Here is a 16825-nt window from a genome sequence, read left to right as displayed (position 1 = left end):
TTAGTGGCCTCCTCCTGAAGCCGGGATTTTACCCGTGAGCTTGTACTCTATCCAGTTGAATGCCGCCATAATGAAGCCAATGACGAAAAATCCACCAGCAGGCAATATCATGACCAGCAATGGCTTGAATCCGAGGATATCATAGCCGAGAAGCTGTCCTGCTCCGAAGAATTCCCGAATTGCGCCGGTCAGACACAGTCCGAAGGTGAATCCGATACCCATCCCGAGACCGTCAAAGAAGGACGGAACCAGAGGCTCCTTGGATGCGAACAGCTCCAATCGAGAAATGATGATCGCGAAGACCACGATAAGCTTTACGAAAAGTTCGACTTTCTTATACGCTTCAGGAGAAAACACCGGCAGGATCATATCGATAACACTCACCCACAAAGCAATGACGATGACGTATGCCGGGATCCTGATACGAGGATGAATGAACGGGCGGAATATCGCGACTGTGCAGCTTGAGAGCACCTGAACGAAAATAACCGCGATGCCGAGAAGGAGCCCGTTTTCTATGGAAGTCGTAACAGCGACTGCGGGACACAGGCTCAAGGCCAAACGAAAAATCGGATTCTCAGGGATGAGCCCATTCCATAAGAGCGTCAGATTTCTGTTCACCTTAAACCTCCCCTAAAAAAGCTGCCGGAACCTTTTCCTGCTTCAGCGCATCCGTGAGGATTCCGAGGCGGTACACGAATTTTCTCACCGTGTTTTTGACACCCTCGGTCACGGCTCGACTCGAAATGGTGGCTCCAGTCAACGCATAGATGTCGTCCTTCAAATGTTTTTCTTTTATCTGTGCCAATTCTTCAGGTTTGATACCCTGCTTTTTGGCCTTTTCCGGTTCAAGTACGGGGAAATAGTCCGAAGGTATCGGCTCTTTCACCACTTTCAACGTCTTTACCGATTCCAGCGATTTTCCGTCGAACTGGTTTTTGAAAAAATCTTTCTTGATCTCATCGCCGAGACCCGGGTCTTCTTCAGACCGTACGATTTCGATACCGGTCAGCGTGAAATCGGGATTAAGTGAGACCATCAGATTGATAAACGTCTTGAATCCCTGAGTGACACCGGGCACAACATATCCCAACCTCTTGCCGCCTTCTTCCGCAACGTAAAAGGTGTCCGCATATGTTGCATTAGAGTCTTTCCCCACCAATTCACTCACAACAGCGTCCCGCTGGCCTCTGTCGGCAATGGCGGTAGCATCCGCTTTGATGGGTAAGACTCGCACCGGTTTTCCCTCGAGATCGACGAGAATCAGAGAGAATCCTTTGTCCTTTAGAGGAATAACGTAGCCAAGGACAGTTCCTTTAGGACTATTGACGACGTATCGGTACACTGCATAGATCTTGAGAGACTCAGGAATCTTCTTGCCGGGGCCGAACCCCAGGAGCGATTGGATGGTCTCCTGTTGCATCTTCTCTTCAATCTCTTTACGAGCGTGTTCGGTCTTCGCAAATACAGCCCCAAGTATGAGTGCAGCAGCGACACAAATGGCAGTCAAGCTCGTTGTAATCTTTATGATTTCTTTCATAGAAGCCTCTTTTCCACCGTAACACCTACTTCACGGCCGCGACGGGAGCCTGTTTAGGCGGTGCAAATCTCTGGGGTTTAAACCACTCATCCAGACTCGGTGTAAGGCAGTTCATGAGCAGGATCGAATACGCCACTCCCTCAGGGTAACCGCCTTTCAAACGTATGAGTACCGTCAATGCGCCGACGCCGATACCGAACACAATCTGAGCAGATTTAACCGCCGGGGATGTCACGTAATCGGTGGCCATATAGAAAGCACCCAGCATGAGTCCACCGGAGAGCACGTGCACCAGCGGCTGACCTGAAAACCATGTTTCTCCGCCGAAAGTCCAGGAGAGAATTGCAACGGTTGCAATGGTGGAAACAGGTATGTGCCAAGTGATGATGCCCCGGATCATGAGAAACAGACCGCCAAGCAGAATCAGCAATGCGGAGGTTTCACCGATACAACCGGGTCGAATTCCCAGAAAGAAATTCTGGTAAATGGTGGTCAGATCGCCGAATTGTTGCGTGAGAGCGGAAAAGCCGTACTGCTTGAGTACTTGCAGCGGCGTTGCGGTGGATACGGCATCCAAACCGCTCACATAAGCCCCCAGACCGGATTTCGACCAGTCAATAGGAGCAATCCAGGCGGTTGTCATGTACACCGGGAAGGCCGCAGTGAGAATAGCTCGACCGACGAGTGCCGGGTTCCAGATGTTGAACCCGATTCCGCCCATCAACTCTTTGTTGATGAAAATCGCGGCAACAGCACCGATGATCGGCATCCAATACGGCACACCGGGCGGGATCACGAAAGCCATGAGCACTCCGGTTAAGGCGGCGCTTCCATCGCTGACTGAGACCGGTCTGCCCAGCGCTTTTTGAGAAATCGCTTCTACAGCCATACATGAGATCACGCTCACAAGCGTGACCAACAATCCCCTCAGGCCGAACACATACACGGAGAGCAGCATCGCAGGTATAAGCGATGCGAGTACGGTCCACATGATGCCGGCAGTGGTTTTCCCCATTCTAATGTGAGGAGATACCGAAACGGCCCAATGGGGTTCCATTTGCGGATTCTTTGGATCTTGCGTTTCGATTGTCCTATCCTCCCCCGGACGTAATCGCTCAAGCAGCCGGTGGAATCGCCATATCCATAAGAGACGATTCACAAGGAATCTTCCGGGACACTCAAAAGATTGGGCGCCCCGAGAAACGTTACGCCGGAATTATGAAATCGCTATGACATATCCAAACGTGCGTGCACCAGGCAAAGCCCACGCCCGCAACGCAAAAAAATCCCTTTCCCTTCGCTCCATCTGTCACATAGAGCGAAGGAATTGGAATTGTTTATCCATGTTTCTTGATGGCTATTTTGGCCAGCCTGGCGAACTGGACAAGCGGGCGTTTCGCCGGACACACGTAGGCACAGCACCCGCATTCGAAGCAATCAAATACACCAAATTTCTCAGTCAAGTGGCCTTTTCCGGCCTCGACATATATACCGACTTCTTTCGGAGACAGGCCCATCGGACAGGCTTGCATGCACCAGCCGCAGTGAATACAGGGCCCGTGAGGATCGATGCTGGTTTCTTTACTGTTCAGGAAGAGCACTCCCGACGTAGTCTTGGTGACAGGCACTTCCATGCTGGATATGGCGAATCCCATCATCGGGCCGCCCGAAACGATTTTCAGGAGATCTTGTGTGCCTCCGAGATAATCCACGACATCGGACAAAACGGTTCCGACTTTTACCTTCAGGTTCGCCTGACGATTGAGTGCGCGGCCTGAAAAAGTGACCACTTTTTCATAAAGCGGCTTTTGCATGCTCGCAGCCTCAAACACCGCGAGCGTGGTAGAAATATTCTGCACTATGACACCCACGTCGAAGGGAAGTCCTCCTCCCGGCACGGAGCGGTGAGTCAACGAATAGATCAACTGTTTTTCAGAGCCCTGCGGATACTTCACCTGCATACCTTGGACGGCAATCTCCTTCGAGGCCTTCTGTGCCGCCTTGGTCATGACGTTAATGGCATCGGCTTTGTTCAACTCTATTCCGATAACAGCCTTTTTGATGCCCAGGATTTTCAGCAGAACCTTGGTCCCTTCCACAACCTTTTCAGGATGCTCTAACATGAGCCGATGATCTGTGGTCAGATAGGGTTCACATTCCGCACCATTGAGCACCAGGGTGTCCACTTTTGCGGTGGGGGGAGGGGAAAGCTTCACGTGAGTGGGAAATCCTGCGCCGCCAAGACCCACGATTCCTGCATCTTTCACTCGTGCGAGGAGCTGCTCTCTGGTCAGTTTTTCCCAGTCTTCCGGCTCATACCGACGAGGCGCTGCAGAGGGATCCCTATCGATTATGACGGCATCGCACCTCACCATGGTGGGATGAGGCCGGGATTCGATCGCTCTTACCGTCCCTGTGACACTGGAGTGGATTGTTGCGCCCAATGCCTTTTCAACTGTGGCAATTACCTCGCCTTCGGCCACTTCCTGTTTTTTCTTCACGACAGGTTTTGCAGGAGCCCCGAAGTGCATGGACAACGGGAGAACAACCTGAGCGGGAGCAGGCATCTCTTCGATGGAGAGATGTTCGGTCAGTTCCTTATGTTCTTCAGGGTGAATTCCGCCCTTTGGGAAAGTATTTCCGGCCATGTTTCCTCTTCGTGATTAATCATGCAGATCGCGAAAAATCCGTGCGCTCCGGTACACACACGAGTTTTCTGACGCCGAATTTCGTACTACCTGCAGGATCGACTGTGGTGGATTATGTTTAGCCCTCGTGCCGTGGGCTGCTTTTTCCCATGTTCGTGAGCCATGATACGGCCTTATAGAATAGTCGGGTATTCCTAACCTGTCAAGAAGTAATTCCCGACGCCGAGCGCTCCTGAATGAGGAGCCTCGGTTAACGACACTCACCTTCTGTTGTCTCATTAGTTTCTGATGCCAAAGAGTTACTGTAAGCGTCTTTCGGGTTCTTGCTTTTGCACAAGAAATGGTTCTTACTGAAAAAGCAGCGAGATTCAATTTCCTCTCGATCGGAAACATTTCGCAGCTCAATAACGCGATTCAACAGGGGTAAATTATGGAAAAAGGTCAACAACCTCTACAAAGCAGCCTCGAAGACATAATTCTCGACAGAGTAAACGGCCCGGGCTGGGTGGCAACCCGGGGTGTGGTAAAAGATCCGCGATCGGCCGAAGCATCCGAAATAGAAGAAGCGGAGCAGGCCATGCGGAATCTTGCGAAACGCGGACTCGTGAGACTCTGGCGATTAACCGTCGAGCACGATGGCTCCAAAATGATGGCTGCAGCGCGACTCGATCTCGAGCTGGATAAGGATCTCGAAGAGCGCGGGGCCTGGGCTCGTGCCGAACCATACGAATAGATGCAGCCTTAACCTGAAGGGCTCATGAAATTACTGACCGAGCGACAGATTTACGAACAGTTCACGCAAAAGTACCTTGCGTCCGCACGGGAATTCGTCTGGATAGCAACTGCGAACGTGAAAGCGACCGGTCTTCTCTATCAAAGAAAATTCATCTCCTTTCCGGATCTTATGGCTCTGCTGGTGAACCGGGGGGTGGGGTTTCGCATCATACACGCGGAGCTTCCTTCCAAGCCGTTTCGTGAACGATACGATCACATTGACAAGAAAGGAACTCTGAGTGCAGGCGTGGAATTTCTTCATTGTATTCGCATGCATGCCAAGATCTACATCGTCGACGGCAGAGTTGCCTTTGTGGGGAGTCCCAATCTTACCGGTGCCGGTATTGGTGCCAAGTCGGCAGTGAAACGAAACTTCGAGATCGGGTTCCTCTATGAAACCGCGCAGGAGACCGCTCAGTTTCTCGAGTACTTCGATTTCATCTGGATGGGAGGGCACTGCCCCAAGTGCGGCCTCCGCGATTTATGCCCCGCCCCTGCTGCTTGAGCAAAGACTCCTTTAACAGAATCGTGCTTATAGCGATTGACAAAAATTCTGACGTTTATGCCATGCTCCAATACAAGATACTAGTGGGGGACGGCGTCCCGCGTCCCGAAAGTGTCTCAAAAATCGAAATTTCTCCTAGATCGTGGCACGAAGTCCTGATCATCTTCACGGCCTGATTGTAGGGGCGCCCCTCGTGGGTGCCCAGTAGTGACCGGCCTCCGTGCCGGTCATTGTGGGAGGGCAGGCATCCCGCGTGTTCGCGGGACCCCTACAAGGATGATGAATCGTGGCACGCTTTTTGTGCATTCGAGAATTTTGAGACAGTCTCTCTCCTGGTTCATTCTGTTGATATCATTGATTATATTTATGATGTGCCGGCACGGAGGCACGGCACCCACCAACGTTCCTAATCTTCAGTCGGACACTAATTTTGGCAACTGCTAATAAGTGAATTCTTCCAAAAGATCATTGTTTCAGGTTCAAAGTGGTATAATGTAATTGTAAGTGGAGTTCTCGCTAACCCTTTTCCCATGACGAAGTAATTCGTCCTCAGCACAAGGAGGGAGTCATATGAAAGCGGGAATCTTCGTCACCGGTTCCGGTCCCATTCTGCTCTTGACCTCGTACGATTCCCTTATGAACGAGACCCTGGTGAGCAAGCTTGCGACCAAGGGAATCAAGAAGTTCGTGGCATTCGAAGTTCCGGTGGACACGGTCAAGCAGAAGTACGGGAAACACTACAACATCATTATGGGGGACTTGCATCAGCAGGACGATCTGCGCATCCTCGATTATGACGGACATCACATCCTGGCCAACTTCAGCCTGAAAGAACTCGGCGAGCCCCTCTATTTTGAACCATGAACCATTGCTCAGTTAGAGGAGAAGATCGGGGAAACCCTTCTTGTAAGAAGTTTTTCCCCGAACCTTCATTCGTCCTAACTTTGCTATAATTCTTTGTCCCGCAGGGACTAGAGAAAATAGCCCGGTAATTCATTGCCGGGAATTTATAGTCAGTGCCAAAAATTCTGTCGTTTATCTCTCGTGTGAACTACTGGATATTGGTAGGGACCGGCGTCCCTGCCGGTCCATTCTATCGATATCATTGATCATATTTAAGATGTGCCGGCACGGGGGCACGGCACCTACCAATCTTCCTAATCTTCAATCGGTCACTAATTTTGGCAACTGATATAGTGTCAGCCGTCCCTCCGGGACTCGAAAATCATTAGGTTTTTCCTTAACCGGCGATGAATCGCCGACCTATTTCAGTTGTTCCTCCGGAACAACCGACCCAAAATACGTTAAGTTAGCTCATATGCCCCAAATCTTACTGCTTTTGATTGGCCTCACGAGAGTTCCGGAATATTCGCGAATTGATCCAGGGCCTCCGGATTTGCCAAGGCATCTTTATTTGTTACGGGTTTCCCTTCCAGCACATTGCGCACAGCGAGCTCGACTTTTTTTCCGTTCAAGGTGCAGGGAATATCCGAAACCGGAAGTATCAAAGCCGGCACATGTCTTGGAGTCGTATTTTCACGAATCAGTTTCTTGATCTTATTCTTCAGATTATCGTCAAGAACCGCGTTTGCTGCCGTTTTAACAAACAAAATAACTCGAACATCATTTTCCCAGTTCTGTCCCACAACGATACTGTCGGAGATTTCCTCTATGGCTTCCACAACGCGGTAGATTTCTGCCGTGCCGATCCGGACTCCGGATGGATTCAGCGTCGCATCCGAGCGACCGAAGATCTTTACGCCACCGTGCTCGGTGATCTCTATGAAATCTCCGTGATGCCATACATTGGGATACACATCGAAATAGGCTTTCTTGTATTTTGAAAAATCGGGATCGTTCCAGAAATAGATTGGCATACAGGGAAAACTCGCTGAGCACACGAGTTCACCTTGCTGACCTATCACGGAATTTCCTCTGAAGTCGTATGCCTCCACTTTCATACCCAGTCCGCGGCATTGGAGTTCACCTTCGTACACGGGTAGAATCGGGCAACCCAGAGCAAAACACGAAATAATGTCAGTCCCGCCGGATATGGAAGCCAGATCAATGTCCTGCTTCACGTCCCTATACACAAATTGAAAGGATTCTTCCGACAATGGTGAACCGGTGGAGCACATGGTCTTGAGATTGCTCAGATCGAACTTCTCTCCCGGTTTAAGTCCCGATTTTTCCACTCCGGCGATATACCGGGCACTGGTGCCGAAAATCGTCATCTTTTCATCTTCTGCCAGTTGAAAAATGGCGCCGCTGTCAGGATAAAACGGAGATCCATCGTAGAGAAGAACTGTGGCTCCAACCGCAAGCGCACTGGCCAACCAGTTCCACATCATCCAGCCGCATGTGGTGAAGTAGTAAATGTTATCTTCTCTCTTGAGATCCACGTGCAAAAGATGCTCTTTGAGATGCTGCATTAAGGTTCCACCGGCTCCGTGCACCATACATTTGGGCAACCCGGTGGTACCCGAGGAATACATGATGTACAACGGATGATCGAAGGGGAGTTGCTCGAATTCGATCTCAAGACCTTGCGCAGGTGAGATGAAATCCCGGTAATGGACGGAATTGGGAACCTTACTGATATCGGCTCGTTCCTCCGTATACGGTATGACCACTACTTTTTCGATGCTGGGCAATTCTTTCAGAATGCCGGAAATTCTTTCCAATGAATCATGGGCTTTGCCATTGTAGTAATAACCGTTGGCAGTAAAAAGAATCTTCGGTTCGATCTGGCCGAATCTGTCGAGCACCCCCTTGATACCGAAATCAGGAGAACACGACGACCAAATAGCTCCTATACTCGTGGCAGCGAGCATAGCAATGATGGTTTCGGTCATATTGGGCACGTAACCGGCTACCCGATCTCCCGTCTTAACGCCTGCGTCTCTCAGCGACTTGGCCATTCGCGCTACGTTGTCGTACAACTCGGCATAGGTGATACGGGTGGAGGGAAGGCCTTCCCCCCTGAAAATAATCGCGATCTCATTGTCACGGAATCTCAAGAGGTTTTCCGCAAAATTGAGCCGCGCCCCAAGAAACCATTTAGCCCCGATCATAGAGGGAGAATCCTCAAGCACTTTTTCCCAGGGTTTAGAGGCTATGACACCTCCAAATTCCCATACTTCCGCCCAGAAGTCCGCTCGATTGGTGACAGACCACTGGTAAAGTTCGGAATACTGCTTGATATCTAACTTGTATTTATCATTTACGATTTTTATGAATCGTGTGATATTCGCGTTATCGATTCTCTCCTGAGACGGTTTCCAAAGTGGGGGCATGCTCGAATCTCCTTTGTTGGCATAGGAAAATGCTTTGTCAGTGTATGGCAGTTGATATAATTTCTGACCTTTTGAACACTCTACCCTTTATAAGGAAACGGTAGGGCCCGGCATCTCTGCCGAGCCGAACTGGTCGAAGGTTTTGAAAAAATGCGCCGGCACCGAAAAACAGTCTAAAAAATCGAAATTTACCTCAGATCGCGGCACGTATTTCTCATCCGGCCTGAGTGTAGGGGCGGACCTGCGGGTCCGCCCAAATGAGGTCAGACACACAGGTCTGCCCCTACTGCGATGGAGAATCGTGGCACGATTTCTCCTGAATTCGAGACTTTTGAGACAGCCTCCAGAGGCCGGCTGAATCAACTTCGAGAAGTGTTGTTCGCAATCGGAGAAAAGTACTGACATTTGCTTATAGAACGGAAGAATTTTCGAATCCTGGTACCCGCTGTAGAACGTTCGCACTTCGGCCTTTATTCGGGCACATGCTTTCGGCCCGAACGATCAACCTTTGTACTGTGATTTTTCAGGCCAATCTGCCGGAAATTTCTGTCCGGGAGCCTCGCCCAGCTTCTTCTTGATTTCTTCCAATCCTTTCCGTTTGAATTCTTCACGAGGAGCTTTGGGAATACGGCGGTTCAGAATGGATTCCGATCTCAGTCTACGCCCTATGGTCTTTTCCATCATCGATCCCAGATCTAATAATCTGTCCACGTCTATGCCCGTATCAATTTTCATCTCATCCATCATGACCGCCATGTCCTCTATCGATTGGAGTCCTACCACGTTCGGGTCACGATAGTAATATGCACCTGTACCTCCAACGGGTACTCTGTCCAGGAAGTTGGCCGGCTGTCCGCCCAGACCGCCGAGAGTTCCTTCAAAGATTTCAATGCCCGCCTGAAGCGCTGCCAAAACGTTCGCCAGTCCCCATCCGCGAGTTACGTGGAAATGCGCTATATGGAGCTTTTTGTCAGGTATTTCATCCAGAATCATGGAGAAATATCTGTACACCTGATCCGGTGGAGCGCTTCCGTCGTGGTCCGCGTGCTCTATGTCCGATGCTCCGATATCGAGCCATCGTTTGGTGAATTCAACCGCCTCGGAGAGTTCCGTCGGGCCTGAAATGGGGGATCCCCAGATGGTGGAGACCGTGCCGCACATTTTGATTCCCGCAGCGCGGGTCTTTTCGATGCATCGCTTGGCCTCATCCCAGTAATTGGGGAGTGTGGTTCCAGAATTCGCGAAATGATGCTGCTCGTCCGTAGAAACCATCATAAGAACACGATCTGGCCCCCAACCCTCTTGTTTCGCAACAATGGCGCGGTCCACGGATTTTTCTCTGATCGTTATGGCTGTAAGTGTCACGTCATTCCAGTTCACCCCTGCGCGGGACAGTTTCTTGGAATCTCTTAGCCGTTTGAACAGCTCGTCCGAGTCTTTGAACTGAGGCATCAGGGCAGGGTTGCCGAAATTGGTGACTTCCAGGTGCTTTATCCCGCAGAGGATCAGCTCTTCCAGATAGAACAACTTGGCATCGGTCGGAATCCAGATCTCTTCGTGCTGAAATCCGTCGCGAACGGTGATGTCATTAACTTGAACTTTCCTGGGATAGCTCAACTCATAAGCCGGCATACAGCGCTCCTCCTTGCTCTATTCTCCGGTATAAACCGGTTTTCTTTTCTCTCGAAAAGCAGTCAGCCCTTCTGTTCTATCTTTGGTGGGGATTGTAACTGCGTAAGCATTCGATTCGATAGCCAATCCCATTGGCAGGCTTACTTCAGCACCCTTGTTGATCGCGTACTTTGCTTGGGCAAGAGCGACAGGACCGTTTGCCGCGATTTCACGCGCCAGTTCGAGGGATCTATCCAAGAGGCGGTCCGGTTCCACCACTTCGAGGAACAGGCCTATTTCCAGTCCTTCCTGCGCGGAAATTCTTCTGGCCCTGAATATCATCTCTTTCGCCCTCGGAATTCCTACGACCCGAGGAAGTCTCTGAGTACCTCCGGCTCCGGGGATTATGGCTAGACTGGTTTCAGTCAACCCGACAATTGCTCCGGATGCGGCAATGCGTATATCGCACGCGAGCGCGAGCTCAAGACCTCCGCCGAAGGCATATCCGTTCACCGCGGCTATGACGGGTTTCGGAAGTTCCTCGACAGCGGTGAAAAGGTTGCGAATCGTCCGGATATAAATCATCACCTGATCCGGAGTCATACCGGCCCGCTCTTTCAGATCCGCTCCGGTGCTGAAGGCATTCTTACCCTCTGTGGAACCGGTCACGATCACGACTTTGACGTCACGATCGAAAGCAATCTCCTCCACTGCCTTGCCGAAGGTGGCAAGAAGCGACATGTCAAAGCAGTTCAACGCTTCCGGCCGATTGATGGTAAGCACCATGATCCCGTCGTGAAGTTCTCGTAAGAGACTGTCCTGTCCTCCCATCCCTACTTCCTCCACAAAGCCCGAAAGTTGAGGGGCTGTCGGGCCGGCTCTGAATTGTTCAGTAAAATTTGTCGCGAATTATTGAAGCAAGAACGACGCATTAACCTCGGCGAACATCGAACGATGCCTGAATGGCGGTTAACCCGAATGCAACAACATTCATACACTTTTCGTCTTGACTTTTCAATATGAGTTTATTCATGATGATCAGATGAAGGCTTAATGACTCCCTGCTTCGCGTGGCCCCGGCAATGCCTCGTGAAGCTGTCGTCTAACGTCCTTACTGAACAACAGCAAAACAACTAGCGCACTTAGCGGATATACGTGACTGATCCGATCTATACGTGCCACATGGTGCTCGCAAAACTCTCTGAGGGAGAGGTGCGCCCGCCATGTCCTATGCGGGGGAGGCATACCCGCGCAGCTTAAAGGAATGCAGGTGTTCATCATTGGGAAGACTGCACTCCTTCGATGTGGTTTTCATCTGGGGGCAAGACGCTCCGATCAGATTCGGCATGCTATCGAGAGGCTTACCCTCACTAAGAAGCTATTCATCGATTCGGATTGTTTTTGCGAGGTTCAGCTTGACCGAAGTGACAGCTTTTGTTATTGTCGAATGCCTCATCTCATGCGGTCGGCAAAAAATTCAACGATTTAGAGCTCTGAAAGGAGCCCCCAGCTATTCACCCCAGATCAGTGTGGCCATAGATGCGCAATAGTTCCAGTTTTATTGCGGATTTCGCAAAGGGGATTCTGAATGTCGGAAGTCATGCTAGAGGCGAAAAACGTCTTCCTGTCCTTCCATGGTGTAGCCGCGTTAACCAATGTGAGCTTTCAGGTCAGGAAAGGTGAGATCTTCTCCATCATCGGGCCGAACGGAGCCGGTAAGACATGTATGATGAACTGTATCAACGGTCTTTACCAGCCCAAGAAGGGCCAACTCTTCTTAAAAGGCCTCGATATCACCGGCTACTCTCCCCATCGACGGGCTGCGCTGGGGTTATCCAGGACCTTCCAAAAAATAGAGCTTTTCGGAGGAATGACCGTCCTTGACAATATTCGTCTCGGGCGGCATCTGCACCTGAGATCCGGATTGCTGGGATCGGTGTTTTACTGGGGTGGCACCCGTCACGAAGAAATAAGAGCACGGAAATTTATCGAAGAAGAAATAATAGATCTGCTCGAGATTGAGTCCGTCCGCAACGAGGTCACAGGCATGCTCCCGTACGGCATGCAGAAACGAATCGAGCTCGCCAGGGCTCTGGCCGTCCAACCCGAAATCATCCTTCTGGACGAGCCTTTAGCAGGGTTAAACCTGGAAGAAGTCGAAGACATGGCGCGATTCATTGTGGATATCAATGAGGACGAACGGTGGAAAACCACCTGTGTCCTTGTGGAACACGATATGGGGGTCGTTATGGACCTGTCCGACCGAGTGATGGTTCTCAATTTCGGTGTGAAAATAGCTGACGGAACCCCTGCGGAAGTACAGGAAAACCCGGAAGTCATCAAGGCCTATTTGGGTGAGGTGGAGGATCTCTATGTCAGCCGCAGGTAAAGAGCGCTATCCAGGTGAGATTGATATTACCGATGATTTGACTTTACCCAAACTCCTCGTCCGACAGGCGACCAAATTCGGGGATGGCAAGGTTGCCATGCGCGAGAAGGAATATGGCATCTGGCGCCCCGTGACTTGGCGTCAGTACCTTGAAAATGTGAAAGAAATAACTCTCGGTCTGATAGAGCTGGGCCTCGAATCAGGAGACAAAGTCATCATGATCGGGGACAACAGACCGGAAGCTCTATGGACGGAAATGGCGGCAATGTGTGGAGGCGGTATCGGCGTATGGCTCTTTCAGGACTGCCTCATGGATGAAGTGCAATACATTGTCGACCACTCGGACTCGAAATTCTATGTGGCAGAAGGCCAGGAAGAGGTGGACAAAGCCCTGGCCATCCGGGACCAATGCCCAAAACTCAAGAAGATCATCTGGGACGATCCCAAGGGAATGCGCCATTACGACGATCCCATGCTCATCAGCCTCGATGAGGTCCGGGAACTGGGGAGAAAAAAGGACAAGGAGGATCCCGGATTATTCGAAAAGTTGGTGAGCAGGGGAAAAGGTCAAGACGTATGTCTCCTGTTCTATACCTCGGGAACCACCTCTGTTCCAAAGGGTGCATTACTTACGCATTACAACATGCTTACCATGGGGCGGAACCTCATGAGGGTGGACCCGTGCACCCCGAGTGATGACTTTGTCTCCTATCTCCCATTCGCGTGGATCGGCGAACAGATGATGTCTATTTCATGCGGTCTCCAGATAGGATTCACGATCAATTTCCCTGAAGAGCCCGAGACTGCCCAACATAACGTAAGAGAGATCGGGCCTCATGTGATGTTTGCGCCGCCTCGGCTGTACGAACAGTACACCAGAAGCATACAGGTAAAACACCTTGACGCTTCATGGCTGAAGCGCAAGATTTTTGATTGGTCCATGCAGATAGGCTATGTCACTGCGGAGTTCAAATTCGAGAAGAAACCGGTGCCCGTATATTGGCAAGCGCTTCGTAAGTTAGCGGATCTGGCTTGTTACAAGAAGATCAGGGATCACCTCGGGTTAAGCCATATTCGTCACGCATATACGGGCGGTGCAGCAATGGGGCCTGACCACTTCAGATTCTTTCATGCAATAGGCGTCAACCTGAAACAGATTTACGGCCAGACGGAAATCGCGGGTATTTCGGTAGTTCACAGGGACGGCGACATCAAGTTCGATACTGTGGGCACTCCCATACCGGAAACCGAGGTGAAGATCACCGAGACTGACGAGATCGTCTCCAAGAGTCCATCCGTGTTCATCGGTTACTACAAAATGCCCGAAGAAACCGAGAAGACGTTGAAAGATGGATGGTTGTACTCGGGAGACACCGGATTCATCGACGAGGACGGTCACCTGGTGGTCTTTGACCGCTCCAAAGATATTATGATTTTGAACGATGCCCGGAAGTTTTCACCGCAATTCCTGGAAGCACGCTTGAAATTCAGCCCGTATCTGAAGGATGCACTCATCGTTGGGCATCAGAGACCGTATGTCACTGCCATTTTGTGTATCGATTACGCAACGGTGGGAAAATGGGCTGAAGATAACGGCATTAACTACACCAGCTACACCGAATTATCGCAGATACCCCAGGTCTACAATCTCGTGGAAAAATCCATACGAGAAGTGAACCGAACTCTCCCGGATTCAGCCAAGATCCGTCGCTTTGCAAATCTCTACAAAGAATTCGATGCCGACGACGATGAGTTGACGAGAACAAGAAAGATTCGTCGGGCGTTCGTCGAGAATCGTTACAAAGATATCATTGGAGCACTGTATTCCAATGACGAAATACTCCACATGGAGACCAATATCACGTACGAAGATGGCCGAGTAGTTGAAATAAAGGCTGACATAAGGCTTCAGGATGTTGGCGAGGGAGGAGGAAAGAAGTAGATGGACCTCTTTCTGCAACTGGCAATTACGGGAGTTATGCTGGGCTCTATCTTTGCGGTCCTGGCGCTCGGTTGGGTGCTCATTTACAAATGTTCCGGCGTGCTGAATCTTGCCATGGGAGAGCTGACGCTGATAGGCGGTTATGTCTGTCTTGCATTCTATCAGCGATTCGTGACTGCTATGCCGGTAACCTATGCCTTTATTCTTGCGCTCATAGGCACACTGTTCATCGGGCTTATCCTTGGGTTGCTTACGGAACGCGTTTTTCTGAGAAAAATGATCGGAGAGCCCATTCTGGCGGTCATCATGGTGACCGTGGGGCTGTCGTTCTTTTTCAAAGGCATGGTGTTCATCATCTGGGATACGGATACCCAGGTGTTTCTTCCCCAGGTGTTTCCGATCGAACCATTGGTGATATTCGGAATTGCCATCGGCCGCGTCTATTTGTGGAGTTTTGTTGCGGCGCTGGTACTCATGGTAATGTTCATATGCTTTTTCAAGTACACCCGCTGGGGCTTATCCATGCAGGCCTGCGCGGATGACGAAATGGCAGCTCTCTCTTTAGGGGTGAGCGCAAAATTCGTTTACGCTCTGGCATGGGGTATTGCCTTTATGGCTGCCGGAGTCGGGGGCACACTCCTCGGCAACATTAACGGTCTGAACTATTCGGTAAGCTCTCTGGGGCTTCTGGTTCTCCCGGTCGTGGTTTTCGGAGGGCTAAACTCTGTACCAGGCGCAATCGTAGGTGGGATTACGATAGGGGTGCTGCAAAACCTTACAGGCGGTTACCTGGACTACTATTTTCCGGGCGGCATTAAGGAAATCGCTCCTTTCATCTTCATGGTCATCTTCTTGTTGTTCAAACCCTATGGGCTGTGGGGTTGGGAACGAATAGAAAGGGTGTAGTTCATGAGTTATCTTCCCTGCGGTCAGTACTTCGAGAACTATGGTGAAGATCAGAAATGGTGGCGCACTCCGTTCATCAAAGCCAAGATGATCTTTATGGTGCTCGTGCTGGTGAGTTTTCCGGCATTCTTCGACTCTCAGTGGCTCTCAGTCGCTTACACCATCAACTACTACATTCTGGCCGCCCTCGGCGTTCAGCTTCTCATCGGGTACTGCGGGCAAATCACCCTCGGGCACGCAGCATTCGTGGCAGTCGGTGCGTACTGCAGCGCCATGATGGTCTTGTTTATCCCCTGGCCTCAATTCATGGTAGACGCGGGATTGGCTTATCCGATTAGCATGATAACAGCAGGTTTTGCTGCCGGATTGTGGTCTGTTCTTTTTGGACTTCCTTCGGCTCGCGTCAAAGGATTCTATCTCATCATGACTACCATGGCAGCACAATGGATCACCGTTCCTCTCGTGATCACACAATATGTGAGCCAAATCGGAGGTCGCGGCCAAGCTTTTTCCATTCCTCCGGGAACGATTAAGATCGGCCCTATCGCAATTGATGAGTCATCAATGCTCGGATCGTGGGAAATCTCCGGGGACATGAAGCTTTACTATTTCTCAGTGTTGCTTGTCGCTTTGTGTCTCGTGGCAACGGGCAATTTGCTTCGATCCAAGATCGGTCGCGCCTGGATTGCAATTCGGGACAACGATATTGCGGCGGAAACCATGGGCGTCAACATTGTAGGCTACAAATTGTTGGCCTTTTTTGTTGCAGGTTTTTTTGCCGGGATTGCCGGTTCGTTCTATGTGAGCACACTTTCTTTCGTCAGTCCCGAGCATTATGAATGGTTTTATTCGCTGCTCTGGGTCGGCATTATTCTCATTGGAGGTGTTGGCAGCATCCAGGGACTGGTTTTTGGTTCGGCATTCGTTGTGTTGGTTTTCAAGTTCCTCGAGATGGCGGTTTTGGGGGCAAGCGACATGCTTATGGAATCGTATCCCAGTCTTGGTTGGATGACCACGAAATTCATTTTCTTTAAAGAATCCGCCTTTGGACTCGCTATCATCTTTTTCCTCATATACGAACCCAACGGGCTCAGCTATCGATATTGGCAACTAAAAAATTATTTCAACCTTTGGCCGTTCTCATATACGGGGAAATAGTTTGAGACAGCAACCGGAAGGAGGTGACAGGCTTTTATCCTAGAGGCGGAAGTGGA

At 50.5% G+C, this 16825-nt stretch carries 14 protein-coding genes; 7 read left to right on the top strand and 7 right to left on the bottom strand.

Annotation, left to right across the window (positions count from 1 at the left end):
• The 4 genes from rsxE to rsxC form a co-directional block, all read right to left on the bottom strand.
• Entirely contained in the window at window positions 1-621 is a 621-nt protein-coding gene (gene rsxE / locus DESTI_RS14460) for an electron transport complex subunit RsxE (protein ID WP_014810711.1), read from the bottom strand.
• A 1-nt stretch (window position 622) separates the two neighbouring features.
• Window positions 623-1540, bottom strand: a complete 918-nt coding sequence (locus tag DESTI_RS14455; RefSeq protein WP_014810710.1) for an RnfABCDGE type electron transport complex subunit G — start codon at window positions 1538-1540, stop codon at window positions 623-625.
• 25 nt (window positions 1541-1565) lie between these two features.
• The gene (locus DESTI_RS14450; protein ID WP_014810709.1) at window positions 1566-2597 is read right to left on the bottom strand and encodes an RnfABCDGE type electron transport complex subunit D; all 1032 of its coding nucleotides are present in this window, start codon (window positions 2595-2597) and stop codon (window positions 1566-1568) included.
• Window positions 2598-2877: 280 nt separating this feature from the next.
• Window positions 2878-4188: an electron transport complex subunit RsxC gene (gene rsxC, locus DESTI_RS14445; protein ID WP_014810708.1), complete on the bottom strand. Its 1311-nt coding sequence runs from the start codon at window positions 4186-4188 to the stop codon at window positions 2878-2880.
• Window positions 4189-4618: 430 nt separating this feature from the next.
• Here rsxC and DESTI_RS14440 point away from each other — a divergent pair, with 430 nt between their 5' ends.
• From DESTI_RS14440 to DESTI_RS14430, 3 genes are all read left to right on the top strand, one after another.
• A complete protein-coding gene (locus DESTI_RS14440; RefSeq protein ID WP_014810707.1) occupies window positions 4619-4921 on the top strand; it encodes a hypothetical protein in 303 nt (100 codons plus the stop codon).
• Between the two features lie 24 nt (window positions 4922-4945).
• A complete protein-coding gene (locus tag DESTI_RS14435; protein WP_014810706.1) occupies window positions 4946-5467 on the top strand; it encodes a phospholipase D family protein in 522 nt (173 codons plus the stop codon).
• A 570-nt stretch (window positions 5468-6037) separates the two neighbouring features.
• A complete protein-coding gene (locus DESTI_RS14430) occupies window positions 6038-6331 on the top strand; it encodes a hypothetical protein (protein WP_014810704.1) in 294 nt (97 codons plus the stop codon).
• Window positions 6332-6816: 485 nt separating this feature from the next.
• Here DESTI_RS14430 and DESTI_RS14425 read toward each other — a convergent pair whose 3' ends face one another.
• The 3 genes from DESTI_RS14425 to DESTI_RS14415 form a co-directional block, all read right to left on the bottom strand.
• Window positions 6817-8763 carry an acetoacetate--CoA ligase gene (locus DESTI_RS14425; RefSeq protein ID WP_014810703.1) on the bottom strand — a complete coding sequence of 649 codons (1947 nt, stop codon included), beginning with the start codon at window positions 8761-8763 and terminating at the stop codon, window positions 6817-6819.
• 501 nt (window positions 8764-9264) lie between these two features.
• Window positions 9265-10395, bottom strand: coding sequence for a hydroxymethylglutaryl-CoA lyase-like TIM-barrel protein (locus tag DESTI_RS14420; protein WP_014810702.1), 1131 nt, complete (start codon window positions 10393-10395; stop codon window positions 9265-9267).
• A gap of 18 nt (window positions 10396-10413) precedes the next feature.
• A complete protein-coding gene (locus DESTI_RS14415; protein ID WP_014810701.1) occupies window positions 10414-11205 on the bottom strand; it encodes an enoyl-CoA hydratase-related protein in 792 nt (263 codons plus the stop codon).
• A 757-nt stretch (window positions 11206-11962) separates the two neighbouring features.
• On the opposite strand from DESTI_RS14415, the gene DESTI_RS14405 reads away from it, so the two are divergent.
• The 4 genes from DESTI_RS14405 to DESTI_RS14390 are packed head-to-tail and all read left to right on the top strand — an operon-like array spanning window position 11963 to window position 16769.
• Complete coding sequence (locus DESTI_RS14405) at window positions 11963-12763, top strand: ABC transporter ATP-binding protein (RefSeq protein ID WP_014810699.1); 801 nt, start codon at window positions 11963-11965, stop codon at window positions 12761-12763.
• Window positions 12747-14705: an AMP-binding protein gene (locus tag DESTI_RS14400; RefSeq protein WP_014810698.1), complete on the top strand. Its 1959-nt coding sequence runs from the start codon at window positions 12747-12749 to the stop codon at window positions 14703-14705. Before DESTI_RS14405 ends, DESTI_RS14400 begins: the two co-directional genes overlap by 17 nt.
• On the top strand, window positions 14706-15611 hold the full coding sequence (locus DESTI_RS14395; RefSeq protein ID WP_014810697.1) for a branched-chain amino acid ABC transporter permease: 906 nt from the start codon (window positions 14706-14708) through the stop codon (window positions 15609-15611). It abuts the gene before it with no gap.
• 3 nt (window positions 15612-15614) lie between these two features.
• Window positions 15615-16769 (top strand): branched-chain amino acid ABC transporter permease, encoded by a 1155-nt coding sequence (locus DESTI_RS14390; protein ID WP_014810696.1) that lies wholly within the window; start codon window positions 15615-15617, stop codon window positions 16767-16769.
• Window positions 16770-16825: the final 56 nt, after the last annotated feature.

Origin of the sequence: Desulfomonile tiedjei DSM 6799 (assembly GCF_000266945.1) — a bacterium.
GTDB lineage: Bacteria > Desulfobacterota > Desulfomonilia > Desulfomonilales > Desulfomonilaceae > Desulfomonile > Desulfomonile tiedjei.
This window is presented reverse-complemented; position numbering and strand designations above follow the sequence as displayed.